Annotated in this window: 22 protein-coding genes; 21 read left to right on the top strand and 1 reads right to left on the bottom strand. The window is 42.9% G+C overall.

Annotated elements, in window-relative coordinates; all coding sequences use genetic code 11:
- Positions 1-35 precede the first annotated feature (35 nt).
- Positions 36-2,000 (bottom strand): M1 family metallopeptidase, encoded by a 1,965-nt coding sequence (locus tag J2W55_RS20670; RefSeq protein WP_310100309.1) that lies wholly within the window; start codon positions 1,998-2,000, stop codon positions 36-38.
- Between the two features lie 415 nt (positions 2,001-2,415).
- On the opposite strand from J2W55_RS20670, the gene J2W55_RS20665 reads away from it, so the two are divergent.
- The 21 genes from J2W55_RS20665 to J2W55_RS20565 all read left to right on the top strand — a co-directional run bounded on the left by J2W55_RS20665 (position 2,416) and on the right by J2W55_RS20565 (position 26,294).
- Positions 2,416-4,617 (top strand): thioredoxin domain-containing protein, encoded by a 2,202-nt coding sequence (locus J2W55_RS20665; RefSeq protein ID WP_310100306.1) that lies wholly within the window; start codon positions 2,416-2,418, stop codon positions 4,615-4,617.
- Between the two features lie 25 nt (positions 4,618-4,642).
- On the top strand, positions 4,643-5,140 hold the full coding sequence (locus J2W55_RS20660; RefSeq protein WP_310100304.1) for an FKBP-type peptidyl-prolyl cis-trans isomerase: 498 nt from the start codon (positions 4,643-4,645) through the stop codon (positions 5,138-5,140).
- A gap of 211 nt (positions 5,141-5,351) precedes the next feature.
- Positions 5,352-5,798 (top strand): hypothetical protein, encoded by a 447-nt coding sequence (locus J2W55_RS20655; protein ID WP_310100302.1) that lies wholly within the window; start codon positions 5,352-5,354, stop codon positions 5,796-5,798.
- 226 nt (positions 5,799-6,024) lie between these two features.
- Positions 6,025-6,444: an SRPBCC domain-containing protein gene (locus J2W55_RS20650; RefSeq protein ID WP_310100299.1), complete on the top strand. Its 420-nt coding sequence runs from the start codon at positions 6,025-6,027 to the stop codon at positions 6,442-6,444.
- Between the two features lie 401 nt (positions 6,445-6,845).
- Positions 6,846-7,922, top strand: a complete 1,077-nt coding sequence (locus tag J2W55_RS20645) for a fatty acid desaturase (RefSeq protein WP_310100296.1) — start codon at positions 6,846-6,848, stop codon at positions 7,920-7,922.
- A 180-nt stretch (positions 7,923-8,102) separates the two neighbouring features.
- Positions 8,103-9,638: a TolB family protein gene (locus J2W55_RS20640; RefSeq protein ID WP_310100293.1), complete on the top strand. Its 1,536-nt coding sequence runs from the start codon at positions 8,103-8,105 to the stop codon at positions 9,636-9,638.
- Positions 9,639-9,683: 45 nt separating this feature from the next.
- Complete coding sequence (locus J2W55_RS20635) at positions 9,684-10,598, top strand: sugar phosphate isomerase/epimerase family protein (protein ID WP_310100290.1); 915 nt, start codon at positions 9,684-9,686, stop codon at positions 10,596-10,598.
- A 180-nt stretch (positions 10,599-10,778) separates the two neighbouring features.
- Complete coding sequence (locus tag J2W55_RS20630) at positions 10,779-11,336, top strand: gluconate 2-dehydrogenase subunit 3 family protein (RefSeq protein WP_310100287.1); 558 nt, start codon at positions 10,779-10,781, stop codon at positions 11,334-11,336.
- A gap of 2 nt (positions 11,337-11,338) precedes the next feature.
- On the top strand, positions 11,339-13,051 hold the full coding sequence (locus tag J2W55_RS20625) for a GMC oxidoreductase (RefSeq protein ID WP_310100284.1): 1,713 nt from the start codon (positions 11,339-11,341) through the stop codon (positions 13,049-13,051).
- Between the two features lie 206 nt (positions 13,052-13,257).
- A complete protein-coding gene (locus J2W55_RS20620) occupies positions 13,258-14,937 on the top strand; it encodes a GMC oxidoreductase (protein WP_310100282.1) in 1,680 nt (559 codons plus the stop codon).
- A gap of 30 nt (positions 14,938-14,967) precedes the next feature.
- On the top strand, positions 14,968-16,398 hold the full coding sequence (locus tag J2W55_RS20615; RefSeq protein ID WP_310100279.1) for a Gfo/Idh/MocA family protein: 1,431 nt from the start codon (positions 14,968-14,970) through the stop codon (positions 16,396-16,398).
- 115 nt (positions 16,399-16,513) lie between these two features.
- Complete coding sequence (locus J2W55_RS20610) at positions 16,514-17,080, top strand: gluconate 2-dehydrogenase subunit 3 family protein (protein WP_310100276.1); 567 nt, start codon at positions 16,514-16,516, stop codon at positions 17,078-17,080.
- A 90-nt stretch (positions 17,081-17,170) separates the two neighbouring features.
- Positions 17,171-18,322 carry a Gfo/Idh/MocA family protein gene (locus tag J2W55_RS20605; protein WP_310100273.1) on the top strand — a complete coding sequence of 384 codons (1,152 nt, stop codon included), beginning with the start codon at positions 17,171-17,173 and terminating at the stop codon, positions 18,320-18,322.
- Between the two features lie 6 nt (positions 18,323-18,328).
- Positions 18,329-19,381 carry a sugar phosphate isomerase/epimerase family protein gene (locus J2W55_RS20600; protein WP_310100270.1) on the top strand — a complete coding sequence of 351 codons (1,053 nt, stop codon included), beginning with the start codon at positions 18,329-18,331 and terminating at the stop codon, positions 19,379-19,381.
- 181 nt (positions 19,382-19,562) lie between these two features.
- Positions 19,563-20,870, top strand: coding sequence for an MFS transporter (locus J2W55_RS20595; protein ID WP_310100268.1), 1,308 nt, complete (start codon positions 19,563-19,565; stop codon positions 20,868-20,870).
- Positions 20,871-21,007: 137 nt separating this feature from the next.
- A complete protein-coding gene (locus tag J2W55_RS20590; RefSeq protein WP_310100265.1) occupies positions 21,008-21,451 on the top strand; it encodes a c-type cytochrome in 444 nt (147 codons plus the stop codon).
- A gap of 29 nt (positions 21,452-21,480) precedes the next feature.
- Positions 21,481-22,731 (top strand): nucleoside permease, encoded by a 1,251-nt coding sequence (locus tag J2W55_RS20585; protein ID WP_310100263.1) that lies wholly within the window; start codon positions 21,481-21,483, stop codon positions 22,729-22,731.
- Between the two features lie 5 nt (positions 22,732-22,736).
- Positions 22,737-23,630, top strand: coding sequence for a hydroxypyruvate isomerase family protein (locus J2W55_RS20580; RefSeq protein ID WP_310100259.1), 894 nt, complete (start codon positions 22,737-22,739; stop codon positions 23,628-23,630).
- Between the two features lie 50 nt (positions 23,631-23,680).
- Complete coding sequence (locus tag J2W55_RS20575) at positions 23,681-24,556, top strand: sugar phosphate isomerase/epimerase family protein (RefSeq protein ID WP_310100256.1); 876 nt, start codon at positions 23,681-23,683, stop codon at positions 24,554-24,556.
- A gap of 18 nt (positions 24,557-24,574) precedes the next feature.
- Positions 24,575-25,348 (top strand): 3-keto-disaccharide hydrolase, encoded by a 774-nt coding sequence (locus J2W55_RS20570; RefSeq protein ID WP_310100253.1) that lies wholly within the window; start codon positions 24,575-24,577, stop codon positions 25,346-25,348.
- A 151-nt stretch (positions 25,349-25,499) separates the two neighbouring features.
- Positions 25,500-26,294: an NIPSNAP family protein gene (locus tag J2W55_RS20565; RefSeq protein WP_310100250.1), complete on the top strand. Its 795-nt coding sequence runs from the start codon at positions 25,500-25,502 to the stop codon at positions 26,292-26,294.
- The last annotated feature ends 208 nt before the right edge of the window (positions 26,295-26,502 follow it).

The following is a 26,502-nucleotide window of genomic DNA, read 5'->3' as shown; positions in this document are numbered from 1 at the left end:
TCCCATCGCTATTTTAAAATTCTTTAAGCTAATAACTATTCGCTTTTGTAAATATTGTTTTTCAGGTTAATATCGGGCAGTTCATGCGCAGGATCTATCACGATGGTTTTGATTGCTGAAACAGACGGATATTTGAACGTCCACGTGCCGCTGCGCTGCCAAATATTTACCGGCAGGTGTATGATCTCGGTCTTACCATTGGCCTGTGTAATTTTCAGATCAACCGGCATAGCCATTTTTTCGTTATTGGTAAGGGTGATCATGGCACCGTTGGCTGCGTTGTCTTTTACATATTTAACCGAAGTGATGGCCTGGTCAAGTTTCCAGGTGGTAAAGAACCAGGGCTTCCAAAACCAGTTTAAATCTTCGCCGGCCGCGTCATTTATAGCCCTGAAAAGATCGTAAGGCAGCGGATGTTTAAACGCCCAGTGTTTAATATATTCACGAAACGCGTAATCAAAACGTTCGGGACCCAGTACTACGTTGCGTAGCATATTCAAACCTAAGGCGGTTTTATTGTAATACTGACCATAATCATTTAAGCCAATGGCCTCGGGCGCGGTCATGAGCGGGTCTTTACTGTTCCTGAAAGAAGCGAGTATGTTTTGGGCCTGTTTTGTGGTATCATTATACTCGCCATTATTAAACTGCTGGCTGGCGTATTCATTAATGAAGGTGTTAAAGCCCTCGTCCATCCACATGTATTTGCGCTCGTTTGACCCTACGATCATCGGGAACCAGTTATGGCCTATCTCATGGGTTACATCCCCCCAAAGCTGGCCTTTTTTTAGGTTGCTCAGGCAGAATATAGCGCCCGGATATTCCATACCCAATGCAACGCCTGATACGTTTACGGCCGAGTTCCACGGATATTCAAAGTAGCCTTTAGAGTATATTTCCATGCTATGTTTGAGGTACTCGGTTGAGCGGCCCCAGGCATCGTTACCTGCACTTTCGATGGGATAGGCCGACATGGCGATACCCTTACGACCCGATGGGAAATTAACCTGAGCGGCATCCCATATAAACGCGTTCGACGCGCCCCAGGCAATATCGCGACTATTTTCCATTTTAAAGTGCCAGGTTAATGTGCCTTTGAACGGGCGCGTTGCAGCTTTGCCCACTTCGCTGGCCTTAATAATCATTTCGGTTTTATCGCTGGTTTTTGCTTTGGCAAGCCTGCTTATCTGTGTTGGACTAAGCACTTCTTCGGGGTTTTGAAGGTCGCCAGAGCCTACCACGATCATATCTGCAGGAGCGGTTATGTAATAATCAAAATTGCCGTATTCGCAGTAAAACTCGCCCAGGCCCATGTAAGGCAGGGTGTTCCATCCTTCTACATCATCGTACACGCACATGCGGGGGTACCATTGGGCAATTTCATATACATAGCCCTGTTTGAATTTTTTGCGTCCCATGCGGTCGGCGCCATAAAAAGGGATGGCAAAATCATAATTGATCTTGATCTGTATCTTTTCGCCTTTGCCGTCAAGCGGTGTATTTAAACGCAACTGCATACGGGCATCGGTTATTACAGGAGTTGCTGTATAGGTTTCGCCTTTGCAGGTAACCGTAACAGTACCAATATGATATCCGCCGCGGCTAAACCCGCGGACATCAAACCTATCGCCTGTCACAGGGGTGGTGGCAGCCCCGCGTGAATCTGGCCTGAACAGGTTTTGGTCAAGCTGCAGCCATAAATAATCAAGCTTATCGGGGCTGTTGTTGGTATAGGTGATAGTTACCTCACCATTTATAGTAGTGTCACGGCCCTCATTAAGGGTAGCTTTGATCTGGTAGTCGGCACGGTTTTGCCAGTAGTTTGGAGATGGCTGTCCACCGGCAGAGCGGGTATTTTCGCCGGTAACAGGCCAGGTCATGGGGCCAAACACATCCTGGTGGTTGTATTTTGAAGTATCGGCAGTTTGCGCTGCCACGGGTATTGCACCGGCCATTAAGCCCAGTGCGCATAAAAGGTCGATCAGTTTAAAATAGCGCATTTGAGTTTTTAATAATAAAGGCGCAAAGAAACCAAAATAATTTGTGAGTTTGGTAATTTGTGTACTTAAGTGATTGCAGATAAGTGAAATTCGCTCACTTTTTAGCCGTAGGTAATACAAATATTACTTAGTAGGATGGCTATTAGACTCACCCGATCTGCGCTACGCTGGATCGCTACGCCGCAAAGAGGGGACGGAAGCCGGATAAAGGAAAGATAAAAGAAAAGACTTTTTCTCAACCCTCTTTGCGCCACAGGCGAAGAGAGGGTCGGCGAGCGAAGCAAGGCCGGGGTGAGTCTAACCGCGTTCATAAAAATATGTTTGTAAAAAATCTCAACCCTCTTTGCGCACAGGCGAAGAGAGGGTCGGCGAGCGAAGCAAAGCCGGGGTGAGTCTAACCCGCGTTCATAAAAATATGTTTGTAAAAAATCTCAACCCTCTTCCCGTCGCAGGCGAAGAGAGGGTCGGCGAGCGGAGCAAAGCCGGGGTGAGTCGGTTCCCCGCCTCGCAAAAAACATCTTACTTTAAAACTTTTATAAATAAACCCGGTATATATAATAGGTGCAATTATATCCGCACTTTTGCACACAAACAGTATATACTTATGAACCGTTTGGCCAATTCCACTTCGCCCTATTTGTTACAGCATGCAAACAATCCTGTTAACTGGTACCCCTGGGGGAAAGAGGCCCTTGACAAAGCTAAAGCCGAAAATAAGCTGATATTGGTAAGCATTGGTTACTCGGCCTGCCACTGGTGCCACGTAATGGAGCACGAAAGCTTTGAGGACGAAAGTGTGGCTGCCGTAATGAACGAATACTTTGTTTGTATAAAGGTTGACCGTGAAGAACGGCCCGATGTTGACCAGATATACATGAGCGCCGTACAACTCATGAGCGGGCGTGGCGGCTGGCCACTTAACTGCATCTGCCTGCCCGATCAGCGACCTATTTATGGGGGTACCTATTTCCGAAAGAACGATTGGGCATCATTGTTATTTAACCTGGCCGATTTTTATAAGCAGAAACCCGAAGAAGCAGAAGATTATGCCGTACGCCTTACAGAAGGCATCCGGAAATATGAATCGGTAGAGTTTATAGCAGATCAGTCTGAATACTCAAGAACCGACCTGGAGCTGATTGCTGATAACTGGAAACGATACTTTGATAAGCAGGATGGGGGCACGGGAAACGCGCCCAAATTCCCTCAGCCAAATAACTGGCAGCTTTTAATGCGCTATGCTCATTTAATGAAAGATGATGATGTAGCTAAACAGGTAAAGCTCACCTTGCATAAAATGGCTTTTGGTGGTATTTATGATCATGTGGGCGGTGGTTTTGCCCGTTACTCGGTTGATGGCCGCTGGCATGTGCCACACTTTGAAAAAATGCTGTATGACAATGCCCAACTCATCAGCCTGTACGCTGAAGCTTATACCTGGCAGCCCGACGCGCTTTACGAACGGGTGGTAGATGAGGTTATTCATTTTTGTACTACGGAGCTCGCTTCAGCCGATCTCGGTTTTTACTCGGCCCTTGATGCCGATAGTGAAGGCGTGGAAGGTAAGTTCTATATTTTTACAAGGGACGAAATTGAACAGATATTAGGAGATGATGCGGACCTGTTTTGTATTTATTATCATATTACCGAGGATGGCAACTGGGAAGAAGAGCATTCCAATGTTTTATTCCGCCGGGAAACGGATGAGCAACTCGCTGAAAAATTAGGTTTGGGAGTTGATGACCTGTTAACTCAAATAAAAGCATCGCGAAAAAAAGTATTTGAAGCCCGCCGCCACCGGATAAGGCCTGGATTGGATAATAAGATACTGGCCTCATGGAATGGCTTGTTGCTGAAGGGGCTGTGTGATGCTTACCGTGCCTTTAATAAACCAAATTATTTGGATGTGGCGCTCAAAAATGCAAACTTCATTGTAGATAAACTAATAGGCCAAAATGGCAGACTATCACGAGTTTATAATAGCAATAAGGCAGATAGCGATGCTCCGGTAGCATTTTTAGATGATTATGCCAACATTATAGATGCGCTGATAGCTTTGTATGAAGTAACTTTTAATGAAGAATGGCTGCAACAGGCTAAAAAGCTTACTGATACAGCCATAGCGCACTACTATGACACAGCGAGCGGCGTATTTTTTTATACAGCTGATGACGACGAACAACTGATAGCCCGCAAATCTGAAATTATGGATGGGGTAATACCTGCCAGCAATTCGGTTATGGCCCGCAATCTGCAAAAATTGGGCTTGCTTTTTGATAATGAAAACTATACAGCGGTTTCGGCGCAGCTGTTACGTAATATTATGCCACAACTGGCTAAATATGGTACCGCATATTCAAACTGGACTATGTTATTGCTTGATGAAGTGTTTGGTACATATGAAATTGCGATAACAGGTGACGATGCCGAAACTGTGCGAAAGGAAATGGAAAATAATTACATCCCCAATAAAATAATATTGGGTGGTAAAAAAGGAAGTTTACCTTTGTTGCAGGATAAGTTTGGTAAATCAACACAAATTTTTGTTTGTAAAGATAAAACCTGCGGATTACCTGCTGATAACACGGCCGATGCTTTAAAACAAATTACGGCCTGATTGCTTATTTATAAAATACTTTACAATGAAGATTGAACCAAAGCACGTAGTGTCATTAACTTACGATTTGTATGTTGACCAGGACGGTACTGAAACTTTAACAGAAAGTGCCACTCAAGAACAACCGCTGACCTTTTTATTTGGAGCCGGCCAGATGTTGCCAAAATTTGAAGAAAACCTGAGCACGTTGTCAACCGGCGATGTTTACGAATTTCGCCTTTCGGCGCAGGACGCTTACGGCGAATATGATGAAGAAGCCGTAGCCAACCTGCCTAAAGAAATGTTCCAGGGACAAGAGATGCCCGAAATTGGCAGTATATTACCTTTACAGGATAATAATGGCAACCGTTTTCAGGCACAGGTGGTGTCTGTTGCAGAAGATGCCGTTATTGTTGACCTTAACCACCCTATGGCTGGTCAGGAATTGCATTTTAAAGGCAGTATACTCAACGTACGCCCTGCAACTCCCGAAGAATTGTCACATGGCCATGCACATGGTCCGGATGGTCACCACGCTCACTAAGCGGGTGCCGATTGCATAAATTAAAAGCCTGCTATGTAAATGGCGGGCTTTTTATGTATATTCACTACCAGCGAGAAGCAATATAAAGACAGCAGCTACGGGCCCAATTCATTACTTGGAAAACGAGAATCTCCTGGATTACAAGGATCTGATTTTTTCCTTTCATAAATTAAAGCCACAGCAAGTTGGTTTTAATGGTGACATTAATAACATGAAAGAATTATCGTCTGATAAACTATACTATAAATCTTTGATAGGTTTAATCGTAGGTCCGGTACTTATAGCCGCATTTATTGGGTTTTTTTGGAAAAATAATTTTTCCGATAGTGTTGTAAATGTATCCTATGCTGTATTAGCCATTTTTACAATAAATCGATGGATTGTATGGTTTCATAATAAGAAAGTATATTACAGTGGAGACAGTCTGATATTAAAAAACTATTTCGGCGATAAATCTCAATCTATTTCAATTGTTGATATTGTAAATGTGAAATTTATGTATAATTTTTCAGTTAAAAAAGAAAGAAAGCTAATCAAAGTGTCCTTTAAATCTAAAGGTAATTCATCTTATATATATTTTTTTAGGAATTCTGATAAAACAACCTTAGGTGAATTATTAGATCAAATTGATGTCAAAGGGTATCAAGAACTTCTATAGCTTCCAACGCGGCCACACCAGCCCTTTTTTGTATCATCTTTTTCAGGCCTCAAACGTTCTATGGTCTAAGCTTATCATCCCGCTAATATACACGACAACCAGTTAGGATATGTTTTAGGAAGCTTGAAAATCAACATCGTCTTGTCGCAAACAACCCCGAAATTGTCGTTTTTACCCTTCTTGGTTACAGGGTTCCGGATTAAATTTGTTCTATACAATTACTGTCATGAGTAAAACAGATAAGACCATCATCACTGCTGAAACCGAAGTGAACGCGCCAATTGAAAAAGTTTGGAAATTATGGAACACCCCAGCCGACATTATGCGATGGAACAATACATCTGATGAGTGGCATACCCCAAAAGTAGAAAATGATTTGCGCGCGGGCGGCCGCTTCTTGTTTGTTATGGGGTTAAAAGACGGAAGCTTCAGCTTTGATTTTGCCGGTACTTATGACGAAGTGAAAATCAATAAGCTGATCAGTTATACTTTAGATGACGGCCGAAAAACAACTATTACTTTTACAGCCGACGGTCCCGTTAAAATAACGGAGATGTTTGAAGCCGAAAGCACTATGCCTGTCAATATGCAAAAAGATTTTTGCCAGGCAGTACTTGATTCTTTTAAAAAATACGCCGAGTCCTAAAATTAGCTTCTTGACCGGTTTTCATAATGTCCCTGAAACGCATTTATGGCTATGCTTTCTTGTTTTTCTGACATTTATTTGACATTGCGTGAAATAAATTGCATGGTTCAGAGTTTTAACTATGAGCATTAAGTTTAATACGCTGTGCATTTTACACAAAATTAACCTGCAACAATGGAAGGACAAAACCTTTTCTGACAAAATATATTCATATTGCCATAACAATCAGTCAATTATAAATCGTAGCTCAAAGGGTTATTCCTAAAGGGTTTAAGCTTTTGCAGAGATTGGGCAACTCCTTATATTATTTCTTTATAAAATGACAATTTGGTGATATTATATCACTACATTGTGAACAAATAAACTACTCCCTTTTTTTAACTATTAACCCCAAAAACTTAATGGCATTTTTAAAATCAGTGCTTGAACCACCTTCCTACGGCTGGACGGATGAGGACGGAAACCTGTCGAGACCCAGCAATGGCAGAATTGTAAAAGAATTTTTTTCAAGACTGAATGTATTCAAAGATAAAAAGAACTGGCTGTCATTCCTGAGCTGGTTTTTAGTGCTGGCGTTGGTGCCATTTTTAGGCCTGTTTATATTTAAATATTTTAGTATTACGGGTTTAATAGTTGCTTTTGTTTATAGCATGATCATTATGGGTACTCATGGTACCATTTGGCACCATAGGTATTGTACGCATGGCGCATATACATTCAGCAACAAGTTTTGGCGGTTTTTTACGCAAAACCTTACCCTCAAAATCATCCCCGAAGAAATTTACGCTGTATCGCACCACGTGCACCACGCCTTGTCTGATCAGCCTGGCGATCCGTATAACGCGCAGGGCGGTTTTATGTATTGTTTTCTGGCCGATGTAAACCACCAGCCAATTGCCCGCAATATGGACGAGGCCTGCTATAAAAAATGCGTTAACCTCATGAAACATGTTGGTGTTACGCCAAACTCTTTCAAACAATATCAAAAATGGGGAACTATCGCTAATCCGTATCGCACCATTGCAGGCATTATACTAAACTGGGGTTTTTGGTTCCTGGCATTTTATTTATTAGGAGGCATGGCGCTGGCCTGTGCTGTTTTTGGCTCTGCCGGTATCTGGGCTGTGGGCGTACGAACCTTTAATTATGAAGGCCATGGCAAAGGGCAGGATAAACGGCGTGAGGGTATTGATCATAACCGCGAAGATATGTCCATAAATCAGCTATGGCCCGGTTATGTTGCCGGCGAGTGGCATAATAACCATCACCTGTTCCCCAAAAGCGCGCGCTCAGGTTTTAAATCGCACCAGTTAGATTTGGCCTGGTGCTATATTAAGTTTTTAAGTATGATTGGGGCAGTAAGCTCCTACCGCGATTCAAAAAAGCAATTCCTTCTTGAATATTGCAGTAAGGAAGCCATTATTGAGCCGAGCCTCAATTACGCCAAGGTTAAACCGGCGTTGGTGAGAGCCAAGTAAACTCATTTAGATTATAGTATTTAAAAAGGAGGGATAACTTAAATTATCGCTCCTTTTTTGTTAAAACAGGCATAAGGTGTCGTTTAAAATATGTGTTATTGGTAAAAAAGTACTATTTTATTTACGAATGTAATTTATAACTTAGTAAACCGATTATAGTGTACCTTAAACACCCGAACCATGTGTACTAAAATACTTTGTTTATTTTTTTGCCTGTCATGTGTTGTCACTCTTCATCAAAAAGCAAATGCGCAAGCCGCCGGCCCGGGTATATTTGATGCCCAAACGGATGTGGGCACAGTAAAGCACAAAGGCAGTGCGCTCTATGATCCCAAATTGCAGCAGTACCAGTTGGAAGGATCGGGTGCTAATATATGGGCCAAAAGTGATGCTTTCCATTTTGTATGGAAGCGCATGAAAGGCGACTTTATACTACGCACCAATGCAGCTTTTATAGGCAAAGGCGTTGAGGATCATCGTAAAATAGGGTTAATGATACGTAGCTCGCTCGACTCGGGCTCAAAACATATCAATGCGGTGGTTCATGGCGATGGCCTTACATCATTGCAATACCGAAAAACAACCGGCGGTATCACTGAAGAAAAAAAATCAGGTATCACCGGGGCGGGCGTTATTCAACTGGAAAGAAAAGGGAATACCTATACCATGTCGGTAGCGCGCAAAGGCGATATGTTTGTGAGTGAGGAGATGAGTGATCTTGACCTGGGCGATGAGGTTTATGTAGGTATTTTCATCTGCTCACACAATGCGGATGTAACCGAGAAGGCAGTTTTTAACAATGTACGCATCGTGGTACCTGCGCCTGCGTCGCTGGTTCCGTATAAAGAATACCTGGGCAGCAGTATTGAACTGCTTGACCTGGCTACACAAAACAGTACCGTTATTTATCAGTCGCCAAAATCATTACAGGCACCAAACTGGATGAAGGATGGTAAATCGCTTATTTATAACAGTGAAGGATCATTGTACAAGTTTGATCTTAAAACCAACACGCCCGCTGTTTTAAATACCAGTCCCGCAAAAAATAACAATAACGACCATGTACTGTCATTTAACGGCAAAATGCTGGCAATAAGCAGTGGCGACGGTGGCCCGTCAATTGGCTATACAGTGCCCGTTACCGGCGGAACCGCGAAACGGGTATCGGCAGTTGGTGTTGGTGCCAGCTATATGCATGGCTGGTCGCCTGATAATAAATACATTGTATTTTGCGGCGAACGCAATAAAGAGTTTGACGTATACCGGATCCCATCAGGAGGCGGCCCCGAAAAAAGGCTTACCACCAGCCCCGGCCTTGACGATGGCCCCGAGTACACACCGGATGGTAAATACATCTACTTTAATTCGGCACGCAATGGTTTAATGCAGATCTGGCGTATGAAAGCCGACGGCAGCGAGCAAACCCAGATCACCAACGACGATCATAATAACTGGTTTCCGCACATATCACCCGATGGCAAATGGATAGTTTATATCACTTTTCTAAAAAATGAAGTTGAGCCTGGCGACCATCCGTTTTATAAACATGTATTTATAAGGATGATGCCTGCAGGTGGCGGCCCTTCAAAAGTAGTAGCCTACCTGTATGGCGGACAAGGAACTATCAATACGCCGTCATGGTCGCCGGATAGTAAGCACATTGCGTTTGTTAGTAATTCGCAATTGTTGTTCCCTGTATTTCCAATGAGTAAATAGCTGTTTAATGTTCATGAATTTTTTAACAATTTTTAAATAAATACCATGCAAAACTCTCGCAGATCATTTTTAAAAACCAGCGCCATAGCAATAGCAGGTGCGGCCCTATTGCCCGATAATTTATTGGCCACAGAAAAGCGCCTTCAGCGAGTAGGGGTACAGCTTTACAGTGTGCGTGATGCCATGAAGGTTGATCCGAAGGGAACACTTAAAAAACTAGCGGATGCCGGCTATAACCATGTAGAGCATGCCAACTATGTTGACCGTAAGTTTTATGGTTATACAGCTAAGGAGTTTAAAAAGGTTTTAACGGATCTGGAATTGAAAATGCCAAGCGGCCATACCGTAATGACAGCCCAGCATTGGGATGCTGCCAAAAACGATTTTACCGACGCCTGGAAATATACCATTGAGGATGCAGCTACAGTGGGGCAAAAATATGTAATAAGCCCCTGGCTTGACGAAAGCCTGCGCCATGATACCGACGCCCTAAAGCGCTTTATGGATCAGTTTAATAAATGCGGTGAGTTGTGCAAAAAATCGGCAATGAAATTTGGGTACCATAACCACAACTTTGAGATCAGCACCAAGGTGGGTGATATTACCCTGTATGATTTTATAATCCAAAATACCGATCCGGCGCTGGTGGCCCAGCAAATGGATATTGGCAATATGTACAGTACCGGTGGCGTAGCGCTTGACTTTATTGAAAAATATCCGGGCCGCTTTGAATCATTGCACGTGAAGGATGAGATCAAAGTACCTGTTAAAAGCGATGGCGATGATACCGAAAGTACTATACTGGGTGCAGGTGTATTGCCTGTTAAACAGATTGTCAGGGCTGCAAGCAAAAAAGGCGGCACCGTACTGTTTATTATTGAACAGGAAGCCTACCAGGGCAAAGACCCGGTTGATTGTGTAAAAATTGATTTACAAATCATGAAAAAATGGGGTTATTGATAATATTAGGGTAACTTTCGGAGTATAGAAATAAATTGCCGCGTTACTCTTTTAAAGCGACCGAAATTATTAAGTTTGAAAATCTGTTATTTACCAAACTACACTTGTTAACAAAAACATACTTGTACGCAATTAATCGTATACACTCTTTAATAAAAAGTGCTAAAACCATTTACCAATATGCATAGGCGCACAGCCATAAAGAACCTGGCTTTAATTATTGGAGGAGCCGCGTTATTGCCATCCTGCGTGCATGACAGTGGCCAGGCATCAGTAAAGCTTAAAAATATTGACATTAATGCCGACCAGGAAAAGCTGATAGGCGACATGGCTGAAACCATTATACCCAAAACAAATACACCGGGTGCAAAAGACCTGCAATTACACTTATTTGTGTTGAAAATGGTTGATGATTGCTGTACCAAGAAGGATCAGCAGGATTTTATGACCGGTATGGAACAGTTTAATGATCTGGTTAAAAAACGTTACAGCGTTTCATTTAGCCAATGTAACGTAAAACAGCGCGAACAAACGCTTCTGAGTATTGAGCAGGATGGTAAGGACGCTAAAAGCACCGCTTATCCTGCCAAATTGAAAACTTTTTATGGTATAGTTAAAGGTCAAACAGTTAACGGTTATACCACCTCAAAATATTTTATGACCAAACAGGTGGTTTATGAGTTGGTACCGGGCAGGTACAACGCGTTTTACCCGGTTAAGAAAAAGCAAGCAGTATAAACATGGCTAATTTAAATATTGATAGCGTTAAGGACCGTACTTTTGACGCTATAGTAATTGGTTCGGGAATGAGTGGTGGCTGGGCTGCTAAGGAGCTTACCGGAAAAGGACTTAAAACCCTTATGCTTGAGCGGGGGCGCGACGTAAAACACATTAAAGATTATCCCACAACCAATATGTACCCCTGGGAGTTTGAGCACCGTGGCGAAATGCCAATGGCTGTTCAGGAAGCTAATCCTATTGTGAACCGCTGTTATGCCTTTCATGAAGATGCTGCCCATTTTTTTGTAAAAGATAAAGAGCATCCTTATGTACAGGATAAACCGTTTGATTGGATACGGGGTTACCAGGTAGGGGGCAAATCATTACTGTGGGCCCGGCAAACACAACGCTGGAGCGACTTTGATTTTGAAGGCCCGTCACGTGATGGCTTTGCTGTTGATTGGCCTATCCGTTACAAGGATATCGCGCCATGGTACAGTTACGTGGAGAAATTTGCAGGTATATCAGGCAATAAGGACGGTTTAGCCGAACTGCCCGATGGCGAGTTTCTGCCTGCTTTTCCGTTAAACAGTGTCGAATCGTATTTCAGTAAACACGTTAAAAATAAATATGGCAGGCACGTTATCAGTGCACGTTGCGCGCATTTGTCAAAACCCAACCAAATCCACCTTGATCAGGGCAGGGCACAATGTCAGGAACGTATCCTTTGCCAGCGGGGCTGTCCGTTTGGAGGTTATTTCAGCGCTAACTCGTCAACCATACCCTGGGCATTAAAATCAGGCAATTTAACATTAAGGCCGTTTTCCGTAGTACAATCCATTATTTACGATGAAAAGAAAGGAAAAGCTACCGGTGTACGTATTGTTGATACCAACACCAAAGAAACTATTGAATACTTTGCCAACATCATTTTTGTAAATGCTGCCGCATTGAACACCAACCTGATCTTGTTAAACTCAACCTCACACCGTTTCCCTAATGGATTAGGGAATGACAGTGGTGTATTAGGTAAATATGTTGCTTTTCACAATTACTCGGCACACATCAGTGCCCAATATGATGGTTTATTGGAGTGGACAACTGACGGGCGTAACCCGGCTGGCGGGGGCTATATCCCGCGGTTCAGAAACATACATAAACAGGAAACAGACTTTTTGCGGGGCTATGCGTCGGGCTTTAGTGCTTACAGGCGCCAGCAGCGCAGCTGGGATGGCGTAGGCGGCAGTCTTAAAGAAAATCTTGTGAAAGATAACCTGGGGCCCTGGTCGGTAGGTTCGCATATGATGGGCGAAACCATACCTAAAGAAGCCAGCTACGTAGCGCTTGATGCCAAATTAAAAGATGACTGGGGTGTGCCTTTGTTGAAGATATCGGTGGACTATGATGATAACGACGAAAAGATGAAGAAGGATTACATTGAGCAGTTAACAGAAATGTTTACCAGCGCGGGCTTTACCAATATTAAGGCCGAAAGCGACCACCGGGCACCCGGTTTGGATATCCACGAGATGGGCGGCGCACGTATGGGTAATGATCCTAAAACATCGGTACTTAATAAATGGAACCAGCTGCATGCCGTTAATAATGTTTTTGTAACAGATGGAGCCTGCATGACCTCAACATCATGCCAAAACCCATCATTAACATATATGGCTTTAACGGCGCGGGCGGTTGATCACGCCGTTAGCGAAATGAATAAAGGGAACATATAATAATGGACCTTGCAAGGCTAAGTTTGGAGTCATATACTGAAAATCTGAATGTTAGCTTTTGCTTGGCTTTAAACTCCGTAGCCGGTAGTTAAAGGCAGGCGAGGCAAAGTGTAAAAAAAACACCATGAAATATTTGTAAAATAATTTTTATTCATACATTTAACGATGTAACCAAGTACTAAACAAAACCATTTAACCGAATAAATATGTCTGCAAACACTTATGACGCGATAGTCATTGGCTCAGGAATTTCAGGCGGGTGGGCTGCCAAAGAATTAACAGAAAAGGGTTTAAAAACCATCATGCTGGAGCGTGGTCGTAATATTGAGCACATAAAAGATTATGTGAATGCCAACAAAGCACCGTGGGAATTTCCGCACAGGGGAGGTCGTACACAGAAAATGATCGACGACTACCCGGTATTAAAACGTGACTATCCATTAAACGAAACCAATCTGGATTATTGGGCGAGTGATAAAGACAGTCCGTATACCGAGATCAAAAGATTCGACTGGTTTAGGGGCTATCACGTTGGCGGCCGCTCATTAATGTGGGGCAGACAATCATACCGTTGGGCCGATGTTGATTTTGAAGCCAACTTAAGGGATGGAATAGCTGTTGACTGGCCTATCCGTTATAAAGATGTTGCGCCATGGTATAGTTATGCAGAGAAATTTGCAGGTATATCAGGTAACAAAGATGGTTTGGCCATTTTACCCGATGGCGACTTTATGCCGCCAATGGAAATGAACTGCGTAGAAAAAGATGTATCCAAGCGGTTAAAGGAATATTATAAAGAAGCAAGGAATATGATAATTGGCCGTACAGCCAATATTACTGTTCCGCATAACAATCGTACAAATTGCCAGTACCGCAATAAATGCTGGCTGGGCTGTCCGTTCGGGGCTTATTTCAGTACCCAATCCGCAACGTTGCCGGCAGCTATGGCTACAGGTAATTTAACAGTTCGCCCATGGTCAATCGTTACTAAAATATTGTACGATAAGGATACTAAAAAAGCCAAAGGTGTTGAGATCCTTGACGCCGAAACCAATAAAACCTATGAGTACTTTGCTAAGATAGTTTTCTTAAACGCGTCAACGCTTAACTCGGCCTGGGTGTTAATGAACTCGGCTACTGATGTTTGGGAAGGTGGTTTAGGCAGCAGCAGCGGCGAGCTTGGTCATAACCTGATGGATCATCACCTGGGCGTGGGCGCTTCAGGTCGTTTTGACGGTTATGAGGATAAATACTATTTCGGCAGGCGTGCAAACGGTTTCTATATACCGCGTTACCGCAACCTGAATGGCGAAAAACGCGATTATATACGTGGTTTTGGTTACCAGGGAGCTGCAAGCCGCGAAAATTGGGGCCGCGATATTGCCGAGCTAAATATAGGCGGTGCATATAAAGATGCACTCACCGAGCCAGGTTCATGGCAAGTGGGTATGGGCGGTTTTGGCGAAACATTGCCATATCATGAAAATAAGGTTACACTTGATAAAACCAAAAAAGATAAATGGGGGCTGCCCGTTTTGGCCATTGATGCCGAGTTGAAGGATAACGAGAAAAAGATGCGGATTGATATGGAAAACGATGCCAAAGAGATGCTGGAAGCGGTAGGCGTTAAGGATGTACAAACCCACAGTGCAAATCCTTTTTTGGGCAGGGGTATTCATGAAATGGGTACTGCACGCATGGGCCGTGATCCTAAAACATCAGTATTGAATGAGTGGAACCAGGTATGGGATGCTAAAAATGTGTTTGTGACCGATGGTTCGTTCATGACTTCGGCCGCATGTCAAAATCCGTCTCTTACCTATATGGCTATGACTGCACGTGCAGCAGATTATGCAGTAAAAGCTTTAAAAAAGAACGAGATCTAAATAAACCTGATATCAAAATACAATAAACCAATGACTGAAGAACAGGACAAAAGCACACCTAATCCATCAAGACGGGAGTTTCTTAAAAACAGTACAATTGCCGCGGCAAGTTTCATGATCGTTCCACGGTTTGTACTGGGCGGCAAAGGTTTTATCGCACCAAGCGATCGCTTGCTCATTGCAGGTGTTGGCGCGGGCGGTAAGGGCCAGAGCGATATTGCCAACTTTTATAAAAGCGGGAAAGCAGAGATTGCTTTCTTATGTGATGTAGACGATAGAAGATCGGCTAATTCACGTGCAAAATTCCCTAAGGCCAAATATTATAAAGATTGGCGCGAAATGTTTGATAAAGAGTCAAAGCATTTTGACGCGGTATCTGTATCAACACCAGATCATAACCACGCCATTATTACTTACCACGCCATGCAGTTGGGTAAACACGTTTATGTGCAAAAACCACTTACGCATGATATCTGGGAAGCCCGTTTATTAACAGAAGCTGCCAAAAAATATAAAGTAGTTACGCAAATGGGAAACCAGGGTGCATCAAATGACGGTACCCGCCTCATGTCTGAATGGTATGATGCCGACCTGATAGGTGATGTACATACCGTTTACTGCTGGACAAACCGCCCGGTATGGCCGCAGGGTATTGCATGGCCGTCGCCAGCAACAGAGATCCCTAAAGAACTGGATTGGAACCTGTGGCTGGGTACAGCACCTAAAAAGGATTACGTTGATAAGCTGGTGCCGTTTAACTGGCGCGGATGGTGGGATTATGGAACCGGCGCTCTTGGCGATATGGGCTGCCACCTGGTTGAAGCTCCGTTCCGTGTACTTGGGTTGCAATATGTTAAGGATGTACAGGCCAGTGTAGGCAGTGTTTATGTAGATGAATTTAAACAAGGTCATTTCCCTGAAAGCTGCCCTCCGTCAAGCCACATTACCTTAACGTTCCCTAAAACCGATAAAACCAAAGGTGATATTACCATGCACTGGATGGATGGTGGTATTCAACCCGAAAGACCTAATGAATTACTGGCAAGTGAAAAATTTGGCGGTGAAGAAGGTAATGGTACTCTTTTCATCGGTACAAAAGGTAAAATGTATGCCAGCACTTATTCTGATGCGGCAACCTTATTGCCTAAAGCACTTACCAAAAGCGCTAACGCGCCTCAAAAATGGAAACGGGTACCCGGTGGTGCCGAAGGCCATTACGCGCAATGGGTTGAAGGTTGCCTTGCAGGGTACGGTAAAACAGAACTAAGCTCATCATTTGATAAGGCTGGTCCGCTTACCGAAGCGTTGCTGATGGCTAACCTTGCTGTACGTGGTCATGACCTTAATGGCGGCCAGGTAAAATTATTGTGGGATAACCAGGCCATGAAGGTTACCAACTTTGACGATGTTAATAAATATATCCAAAGGGATTATCCTGATGGGTTTAAACTCAAAGCATAAATTAGTTACCGGATACTGAATTAACGAGTTAAGATAAAAGATCATTAAATTCATTAATTCAATAATCCGGTAATAATAATCACTAACTCACTAATTCAATAAATCAATAATAATCATGAATAGAAGAGAAGCTATAGGAAGGGTTGGTTTGATACTTGGGGGTACGGTAATAGGAGCCGAGTTTTTTATCTCGGGCTGTAAGTCAACCTCAAAAAAAGTTAACGAACTGTTTGATCAGGATAACGTTGCTTTTTTTAACGAGGTTGGCGAAACCATTTTACCTGCTACCAATACCCCCGGCGCTAAAGCGGCCGATGTGGGCAATTTTATGGCATTAATGGTTCAGGATTGCTACAAACCGGAGGACCAGAAAATATTTGTTAAAGGTATTGCTGACCTTGACGAAGCCAGTAAAAAGAAGTTTGGCAAAAAGTTTATGGAAGCCGATGCAAAACAACGTACCGAGCTGCTTACCAGCCTTGATGCCGAGCAAAAAGCTTATACTAAAACCAAAAAGCCGGAAGATCCTAACCATTATTTCAGGATGATGAAAGAACTTACTTTGCTGGGTTTCTTCACATCAGAAGTTGGTGCAACCAAGGCCCTGCGTTATGTGGCCGTACCCGGACGTTATGATGGCTGTGTCCCTTATAAAAAAGGCGATAAAGCCTGGGCTACATAAAAAATTAGTTATTAGTTGATGAGGTGAGTGGAGAATGGTTATGAACTAAGCAACCACTCACCAGCCAACTTAATCAACCCCCTACCAAAAATGAAATTAAGATTAGGAATGATCGGCGGCGGTCAGGGCGCGTTTATTGGCGCTGTGCACCGTATTGCCGCCCGTATTGATGGCGAATATGAACTGGTTTGCGGCGCTTTTAGCAGCAACGCAGAGAAGTCGCAGGCCAGCGGTTTATTGCTGGGGCTGCCAGCCAACCGCATATATAATTCGTATACCGAGCTTATTGAAAAAGAAAAACAGTTGCCAGAGGATGAGCGTGTACAGGTGATTAGTATTGTAACACCAAATCACGTGCATTTTGACCCTACAAAAATGGCGCTGGAAAATGGTTTCCATGTTGTTTTAGATAAGCCTATGACCTTTTCACTGGCCGAAGCTAAGGAACTGGAGAAAGTAGTAAAGGCAACTGGTAAACGGTTTTGCCTTACCCACACCTATACAGGCTATCCTATGGTTAAGGAAGCCAAGCAACTAATAAAAGCGGGAAAATTAGGAACTATCCGTAAGGTGTATGTTGAGTATCCCCAGGGATGGCTCAGCAGCTTTCTGGAAGGCGATGATAATAAACAGGCTTCATGGCGCACTGACCCTGGTAAAAGCGGTATCGCCGGAGCCATGGGCGATATAGGCACTCATGCCTTTAACCTGGCCGAGTATGTGACCGGTTTAGAGGTTACCCAAATTTGCGCCGATATCAATATTGTAGTTGAAGGCCGCAAACTGGATGACGATGGCGCGGCACTGCTTAAATTCAATAACGGCGCAAGTGGTGTGCTTACCGCTACGCAAATTGCAGCAGGCGAAGAAAATAATGTTAAAATTCGCGTTTATGGTGAAAAAGGCGGGTTAGAATGGCATCAAAGTGACGCCAATTCGTTAACGCTGATGTATACTGATAAACCAATGGAAGTATGGCGCACCGGCGGTGGCTACACCAGCTCGTTTGCCCAGCATAATACCCGTACGCCCGCGGGCCACCCCGAAGGTTACCTGGAAGCATTTGCCAACCTGTACCGCAATTTTGCCCTAACGGTAAAGGCAGGTATCGAAGGCAAAACCGCTTCGCCCGAAGAATTGGATTATCCCGGTATAAAAGAGGGCGTAAGGGGTATGGCATTTATTGAAAATGTAATAGCATCTGGCAAATCGGATAAAAAGTGGACTGAATTTTCTATTTAAAAAATTATGACAACTATAAAAGGACCAGCCATATTTATAGCGCAGTTTATAGGCGACGCGGCACCATTTAACAGTTTGGAGTCTATTTGTAAATGGGCAGCCGGCCTGGGTTACAAAGGCGTTCAATTGCCAACCAATGACAGCCGGTTTATTGACCTGCAAAAAGCCGCCGAAAGTAAAACCTATGCCGATGAAATAAAAGGCATTGTAAATGCAGCGGGATTGGAAATAACAGAACTATCAACCCACCTGCAAGGGCAATTGGTTGCGGTTAACCCTGTTTATGATTCGCTTTTTGATTCTTTCGCACCCGAGGCCTATCATAACAACCCGGTTGAAAGACAAAAATGGGCCGTGCAGCAGGTAAAATATGCAGCACAGGCTTCCAGAAATTTAGGGCTTAATGCTTCCGTTACTTTCAGTGGAGCCTTGCTTTGGCCAATGATGTACCCATGGCCGCAACGGCCAGCAGGTATTGTGGATACTGGCTTTGACGAACTGGCCAAACGCTGGACGCCTATACTGGATGTGTATGAAGAGAACGGCATCGACCTTTGCTATGAGATACATCCGGGCGAAGATCTGCATGACGGTATCACTTATGAAATGTTTTTAGATAAAGTAAACGGCCATAAAAGAGCAAACCTGCTGTATGATCCGTCGCATTTGGTATTGCAATGTCTTGATTATCTGGAGTATATTGATTTATATCACGAACGCATCAAAATGTTCCATGTAAAGGATGCTGAATTTAACCCTACCGGCAGGCAGGGTGTTTACGGCGGTTACCAGAATTGGATAGACCGTGCCGGGCGTTTCCGCTCATTGGGAGACGGACAGGTTGATTTTAAAGGCATATTTAGTAAACTAACCCAGTATGATTTTAAAGGATGGGCGGTGTTGGAATGGGAGTGTGCACTAAAGCATCCTGAAGATGGCGCCAGAGAAGGCGCAACATTTATTAAAGACCACATCATCAGGGTTACAGAGCGGGCATTTGATGATTTTGCTGCATCAGGTTCTGATGACGCATTTAACCGGAAGACGCTGGGAATATAAACAATAAAAGCGTGCATTGTGAACGATAGCAGGGCAATCGCATATTGTGCAGGTTTAACTTGCACAGTTCGCGATTGCTTCGTTGTTCCTCCCCGCAATGACATAAGTTGATAAGCGAGAAAAATAAAAGCCTATATTTGGTATACCAATTAACCAATTAACAAAACCTAATTATCTTTAAATGCAAACCATTAACCGTACACAGCTTTTCAGGGCCAGTTGCCTATCCCTGTTGGTAACATCATTATCATTTGGCATACGTGCCGGCATCCTCAATGATCAGGGTGTAAGATTTCATTTGAATGCCTCAGAGCTGGGCACCATTGCTGCAACGGCATTTTGGGGTTTTCCACTGGCTATTATAGTTGGCGGGTTCATTGTTGATATCATCGGCATGAAGAAATTGCTGGTATCGGCCTTTATTTTTCATTTAATAGGCATCCTGCTTACCATTTTTGCTAACGGATACTGGACTTTGTTCCTGTCTACCTTAATGATTGGCATTGCCAACGGTACGGTCGAAGCTTCTTGTAATCCTTTGGTTGCGTCATTATACACAGATAATAAAACCACTAAGCTTAATCACTTTCACCTTTGGTTTCCGGCGGGTATCGTTATTGGCACCCTTATCGTGTTCGGGCTGGATACAACGCTCGCACATGGTGCATCGCCAAAGCCATACTGGATATCACAACTGGAAGTAGCCCTTATGCTTATTCCAACACTTATTTACGGTTTCCTTTTTTCTAAGTTAGAATTCCCGGTTACGGAAAGAGTATCGGCGGGTGTAAGTACCAGCGAGATGTACAAGGCGCTGGTTAATCCATTGTTCCTGTTCATGATCGTGTGTATGTTTGGTACAGCAATTACAGAATTATTTACCAACCAATGGACGGATGTACTGTTTAAAACCGTTACCGACAATGCTATCCTGATCCTCACTTTTGTAGCTTCTGTACAAGTGTTGGGCAGGGCATTCGCGAGTCCTATTGTTCACCGTTTGGCTCCGCAGGGCGTATTGCTTATTTCGGCGGTTCTGTCGGCGCTGGGTATTTATCTGATGGTTCACCTGCATGGTGATGCTATATATTTAGCAGCTGTTGTTTTTGGATTAGGGGTTGCTTTTTTCTGGCCTTGCATGATAGGCTTTGTAGCAGAGAACCTGCCACGCACCGGAGCCGTAGGATTAAACCTGATGGGTGGAGCGGGTATGTTTGGCGTATCAATTTATATGATATTTATGGGTGGATATTATGATGGCATTATGGCTCAGAAACTTCCGCCCGGGGCCAGTTTAGATGCCTATCGGTCTGCAGCAGCGGGTACAGATATGGCTAAAGCTTTTGATGCGGCCCGGTCGGCTGCAGGGCCCGAAGTGTTAAATACTACGCTTATTATCCCTGTGGTACTGATAGTTGCATTTGCCGGGTTAGTATTTTATATGCGCGGAAAGAAAAAAAGTGCACCTTTAAACACAGTTACTGTGTAAAAAGTACACCATTTTAGTATAAAAATTGTATTTTTCGCTCACATTAATCACAATTAAAATCAGTCATAAAACCGTCAGAAACAATAAACTAAAACAGATATGATACTGACAGGTTATTATTAAAAACAAAATTACGTATGAAAAAGGCATTTTTTATTCTTGGTATCTGCGCGGTAATCAGCGCATGCGGCGGCAATTCATCACAAAATTCGGGTGGTAGCGACAGTACACAGGCAGCAAATCAAACTGCAAAGGCAACCAACTCTGACGCTGATACCAACGCTACAAAAACCGGTACCGAAAGTGCGGGCGGATCAGCAGGTTCAGCAAAAGGCGAAAGCTTAATAGCCGCAGCAGATTGCAATACCTGCCACAAGGTTGATACAAAGGTTATTGGGCCGGCATTTCAGGATGTTGCAGCTAAATATCCTGCTACTGAAGCAAATATTGAAACACTTGCCAAAAAAGTTATTGATGGTGGCAAAGGTAACTGGGGCGATATTCCAATGACTCCACACCCAACCGTGTCATTAGAGGACGCGAAGGAAATGGTTAAATACGTTTTATCGTTAAAAAAATAACCTGAGTTTATCCACCTTATAAAATAGTTATGACCACTGGAATCAGGGTAAAACTTTCTGCAATGATGTTCCTGGAGTTTTTTATCTGGGGAGCATGGTTTGTTACGATGGGTACATATTTAACGGTAACATTAAAAGCTACAGGTACTCAAAACGCAGGCGCTTATGCAACACAATCATTAGGAGCCATTATAGCTCCTTTTGTAATAGGGCTTATTGCCGATAAATACTTTTCGGCACAAAAAATATTAGGGGTATTGCACTTGCTTGGTGCGGCATCTCTTTTTTATGCAACTACTATTACTGATTTTGGCAAGTTTTATCCGAATATATTGTTTTACATGATCATTTACATGCCAACACTGGCATTGGTAAATTCGGTATCATTTAAGCAAATGCAAAACCCGAGTAAGGAATTCCCGCCCATCAGGGTATTTGGGACTGCAGGGTGGATTGTTGCCGGGTTGATCATCGGCTGGCTTGGATGGGAAAAGACTGGCTCACTGGTGCTTACCTTCAAAATGGCCGCCGGGGCTTCTTTTATTTTAGGCTTGTTAAGCTTTACTTTGCCTGATACCCCTCCTGTAAAAAAAGGCCAGAAAACATCCTTCGGCGACATTATTGGCCTTGATTCTATTGGTCTGCTCAAAAATAGGTCATATCTTACTTTTTTTCTGGCATCGGTAGCAATATGTATCCCGCTGGCATTTTATTACAATTTTACCAACCCCTTTTTAAATGAAGTAGGTATGACAGCTGCCGCCGGTAAACAATCCATGGGGCAAATGTCAGAGCTGCTGTTTATGGCTGCAATGCCTTTGTTCTTTGTAAGGCTTGGAGTAAAGAAAATGCTTGCGGTAGGTATGTTAGCCTGGGTATTGCGTTATATATTCTTTGCTTATGGCAATGTTGGCACTAATTACTGGATGCTGATAGCTGGCATTGTAATGCATGGTATCTGTTATGATTTCTTCTTTGTTACCGGACAAATTTATACCGATAATTTGGCCGGCGAACGTTTTAAAAGTGCAGCGCAAGGTTTTATTACTTTGGCAACTTACGGCGTAGGGATGCTTATCGGTTCTTACATTTCAGGACCAATAGTTGATAACTGGAAAACATCAGCCACCACACATGATTGGCAAACTATCTGGCTTATACCAGCCGGAATTGCAGCTGTGGTATTAATACTATTCCTGCTATTATTTAAAGATAAAACCAGCATGGCAACTCAAAAGGGTTTAGATATACAGGAGCCCTCTGCACAAACCGAGATATAAACAACATGGCATCAAATCAAAACAGAAGATCGGCTATCAAAAATATGCTTGCCGGTACCGCCGCTATAACTGCGTCGGGCGTAATTACTTCATTTACACAAAAAGAACAACACAAAGAGATGTTACCCGATACTCTTAAAGGCAATATTAACCATGCGGTATGCCGGTGGTGCTATGGCGATATTACGGTTGAACAACTTTGCGTAGCTGCTAAAGACATTGGTATTAAAGGTATTGACCTGGTTGGCCCTGCCGATTGGCCAACGCTAAAAAAGCATGGCCTGTACTCGTCTATGTGTAATGGTGCAGAAATTAACCTGACCGATGGTTTTGGTGATAAGCAGTTCCATGCCCAGTTGCAAAAAAACTATTCAGAAATGATTCCGAAGGTTGCTGCTGCCGGTTATAAAAATCTGATCTGTTTTAGCGGCAGTCGCCGTGGTAAGGACAATGAAACCGGATGGAACAATTGTGTAGAAGGTTTGAAGCCTTTGGTTGCCCTTGCCGAAAAACATAATGTTGTGCTGGTAATGGAGCTGTTGAACAGTAAAATTGACCATAAGGATTATCAGTGCGACAGGGTATCCTGGGGCGCAGAGCTTTGTAAACGACTTGGATCTGAAAACTTTAAACTGCTGTATGATATTTACCATATGCAGATAGATGAAGGCGATGTGATCCGTAACATCCGCGAACATCATCAGTACATAGCGCATTACCACACAGGAGGTGTACCCGGTCGTAATGAAATTGACGATACCCAGGAACTTTATTATCCAGCTATTATGAAAGCTATTGTAGGAGTGGGGCATAAAGGATATGTGGCGCAGGAGTTTATCCCGAAGCAGCCAGATCATATCGCCTCGTTACGCAAGGCGGTACATATTTGCGATGTTTAAACCTTACGCACTGAATTTGCTCTAATACTACATAAACCAAACGAATATACATGACAACCAGAAGAACGTTTTTAGCACAGGCAGGATTAATTACAGCAGGTGTGATGATAAAACCAAATTTTTTATCGGCCAAAGGTAGCAATGGCGCCGGGCTGCAATTATATAGCTTACGCGATCAGTTACCAAAGGATGTAAAAGGTGTAATAGCCAAGGTAGCTAAAGCCGGGTATAAAGAAGTTGAAACATTTGGGTTTAATAAAGAAACCGGCTATTGGGGCTTACCTGGTAAGGACTTTAGTCAGTTACTTAAAGATAATGGCCTGCGCACCCCAAGCGGTCATTACGGGCTTGATCAATACTTTGGCGAAGGCAAAACTGACGACCTGAAAGCTTATATTGAAGTGGCTAATACCATAGGACAAACCTATATTATCATCCCTTCGTTAAATCATAATTTTATAAAAACGGTTGACGATTGTAAGGCGGTAGCCGAAAAGATGAATAAGATTGCCGAGATCTGTAAAGCATCAGGTTTAAAACTGGGTTACCATAACCATAACTTTGAATGGCATCCTGTTGGCGATACTACTTTTTACGATGTAATATTGAATAATACCGACCCCAAGCTGGTAAGCATGGAAATGGACCTATACTGGGTGGTTCGTGCCGGACAGGACCCTGTGGCCATATTTCAGAAACATCCCGGCCGTTTCACCTTTGTACATATCAAGGACAGGGATAAAACCAACGCTAACCTGAACACCGAAATTGGCAATGGTGATATTGATTTTAAAACTATCTTAAGTAAAGCCAAACTTGCCGGTATTAAACACTTTATTGTTGAGCAGGAAAACTATACCAACATTGATCCTTACGTAAGCATCACCCAAAGTGCATCTTACTTAAAAAATACGCTTCACATTTAAACCAATTATAATATCTATATGAAATATTCAATTATATTAACAGCGCTTTTGACCGGCAGTTGCTTTATGGCAAATGCGCAGCAAACAGCAAAACCCGAAGACACCGAAACCTGGGAGCCGATACCAAAAGTGGTTACTCCGGGGAAGGTGTTAGGCGAAGCCCCATCTGACGCTATCGTTCTTTTTAATGGTAAAAACCTTGACGAGTGGGTATCTACAGAAGATAAGACCCCCGCTCAATGGAAAGTTAAAAGCGATGTTTTAACCGTTGATAAAACTAAAGGTAATATTGAAACCAAAAGATCATTTACCAATTACCAGCTGCATATTGAATGGCGCGTTCCGGCAAATATTACAGGAAGCGGTCAGGGACGCGGTAACAGCGGTATATTTTTAGCATCATTAGGTAAAGGCGATGCTGGCTATGAACTGCAGGTTTTAGATTCCTACAATAACAAAACATATGTAAATGGTATGGCCGGCAGTCTTTACAAGCAGGCTATCCCTTTAGCAAACCCAGGTCGCAAACCAGGTGAGTGGAATGTGTATGACGTGGTTTGGACAGCACCTGTATTTAACGAAGATGGTTCTGTAAAATCGCCAGCTAAGGCAACTGTATTTTTTAATGGCGTAGTGGTTGAAAACAACTTTGAACTTTGGGGGCCAACCCAATACATAGGCAAGGCAACTTATGAGGGTAAAAAACATGGCGCCGCGCCAATAAAATTACAGGCACACGGCGACAAAAGTGAACCGCTTAGTTTCAGAAATATTTGGGTTCGTGAATTGTAACCTGTCCGTTATTGATATTAAAAGGCCTGTAAATTTAACTTACAGGCCTTTTTTATAAATGTATCACAATCAGCCCTAAATGAAATAAAAATGTGACAATCACTTTTTTATAAATGTGGCGAAATTAATTGATTTGAAACTATCTTTATACATGAAATCACTTTACAAAACCCGTTACTCGCTGTTCACGATCATTCTGTTTTTTGTCCTGGGCATGTCGGCATCATCTGCTTTTGCGGCCAAGAAATATTATTATCAGCTTAAAATATATCATTACAAAACCCAGGCACAGGAAGGCCGTATTGAACGTTATTTGGAACAGGCTTACATACCCGCGTTACACAGGACGGGCATTAAAAATGTTGGTGTATTTAAACCTGTAAAACAGGATACCGCGGACATGCGCATTTATGTTTTTACTCCATTTAAATCCGTGGATAAGCTAATTAATATTGACAAAGAATTGTATGCCGACACCAAATATTTAACCGACGGTGAAGATTACATAAATGCCGATTATAAAGAGGCTCCTTATAACCGTATTGAAACATTGGTATTGCAGGCATTCCCTGGTATGCCTGCACCGGCGGTACCCAATTTAACTGGTAATAAGGCCGATAGGGTATATGAGCTGCGCAGTTATGAGAGTGCCACCGAAAAATACAATTTTAATAAAGTGCGTATGTTTAATGACGGCGACGAAGTGGGGCTTTTTAAACGTCTTGGCTTTAATGCCGTATTTTACTCAGAAGTTATAGCCGGCACACATATGCCCAACCTCATGTACATGACCACTTTTAATAATAAACAAGATAGGGACAAGCATTGGGAAGCTTTTAATAATGACCCGTACTGGAAATCCCTGTCGGCAAAGGCCGAGTATAAAAATAATGTTTCGCATGCGGATATAACGTTCCTTTATCCAACCGCTTATTCTGATTTTTAATCTCCCCGCAATATATTTATTTCAGCTTCAGCGTTTCGCTGAATTCTATATTCAGGATAGTAAAAAGCCGTAGTTTTTTTAAACTACGGCTTTTTTATGCCCCGATCCAATTGTCCATAAACAAAAAAAGTGTCCGGAATCGATCACTTTTTGAAAATAAAAAAACTACAACTTGTTGATAATTAATTATTTAATGTTGGTATAGCTC

Source organism: Mucilaginibacter pocheonensis (assembly GCF_031456535.1).
Lineage (GTDB): Bacteria > Bacteroidota > Bacteroidia > Sphingobacteriales > Sphingobacteriaceae > Mucilaginibacter > Mucilaginibacter pocheonensis.
Note: the sequence above shows the minus strand (reverse complement) of the source record. Positions and strands in the feature narration are given on the sequence as shown.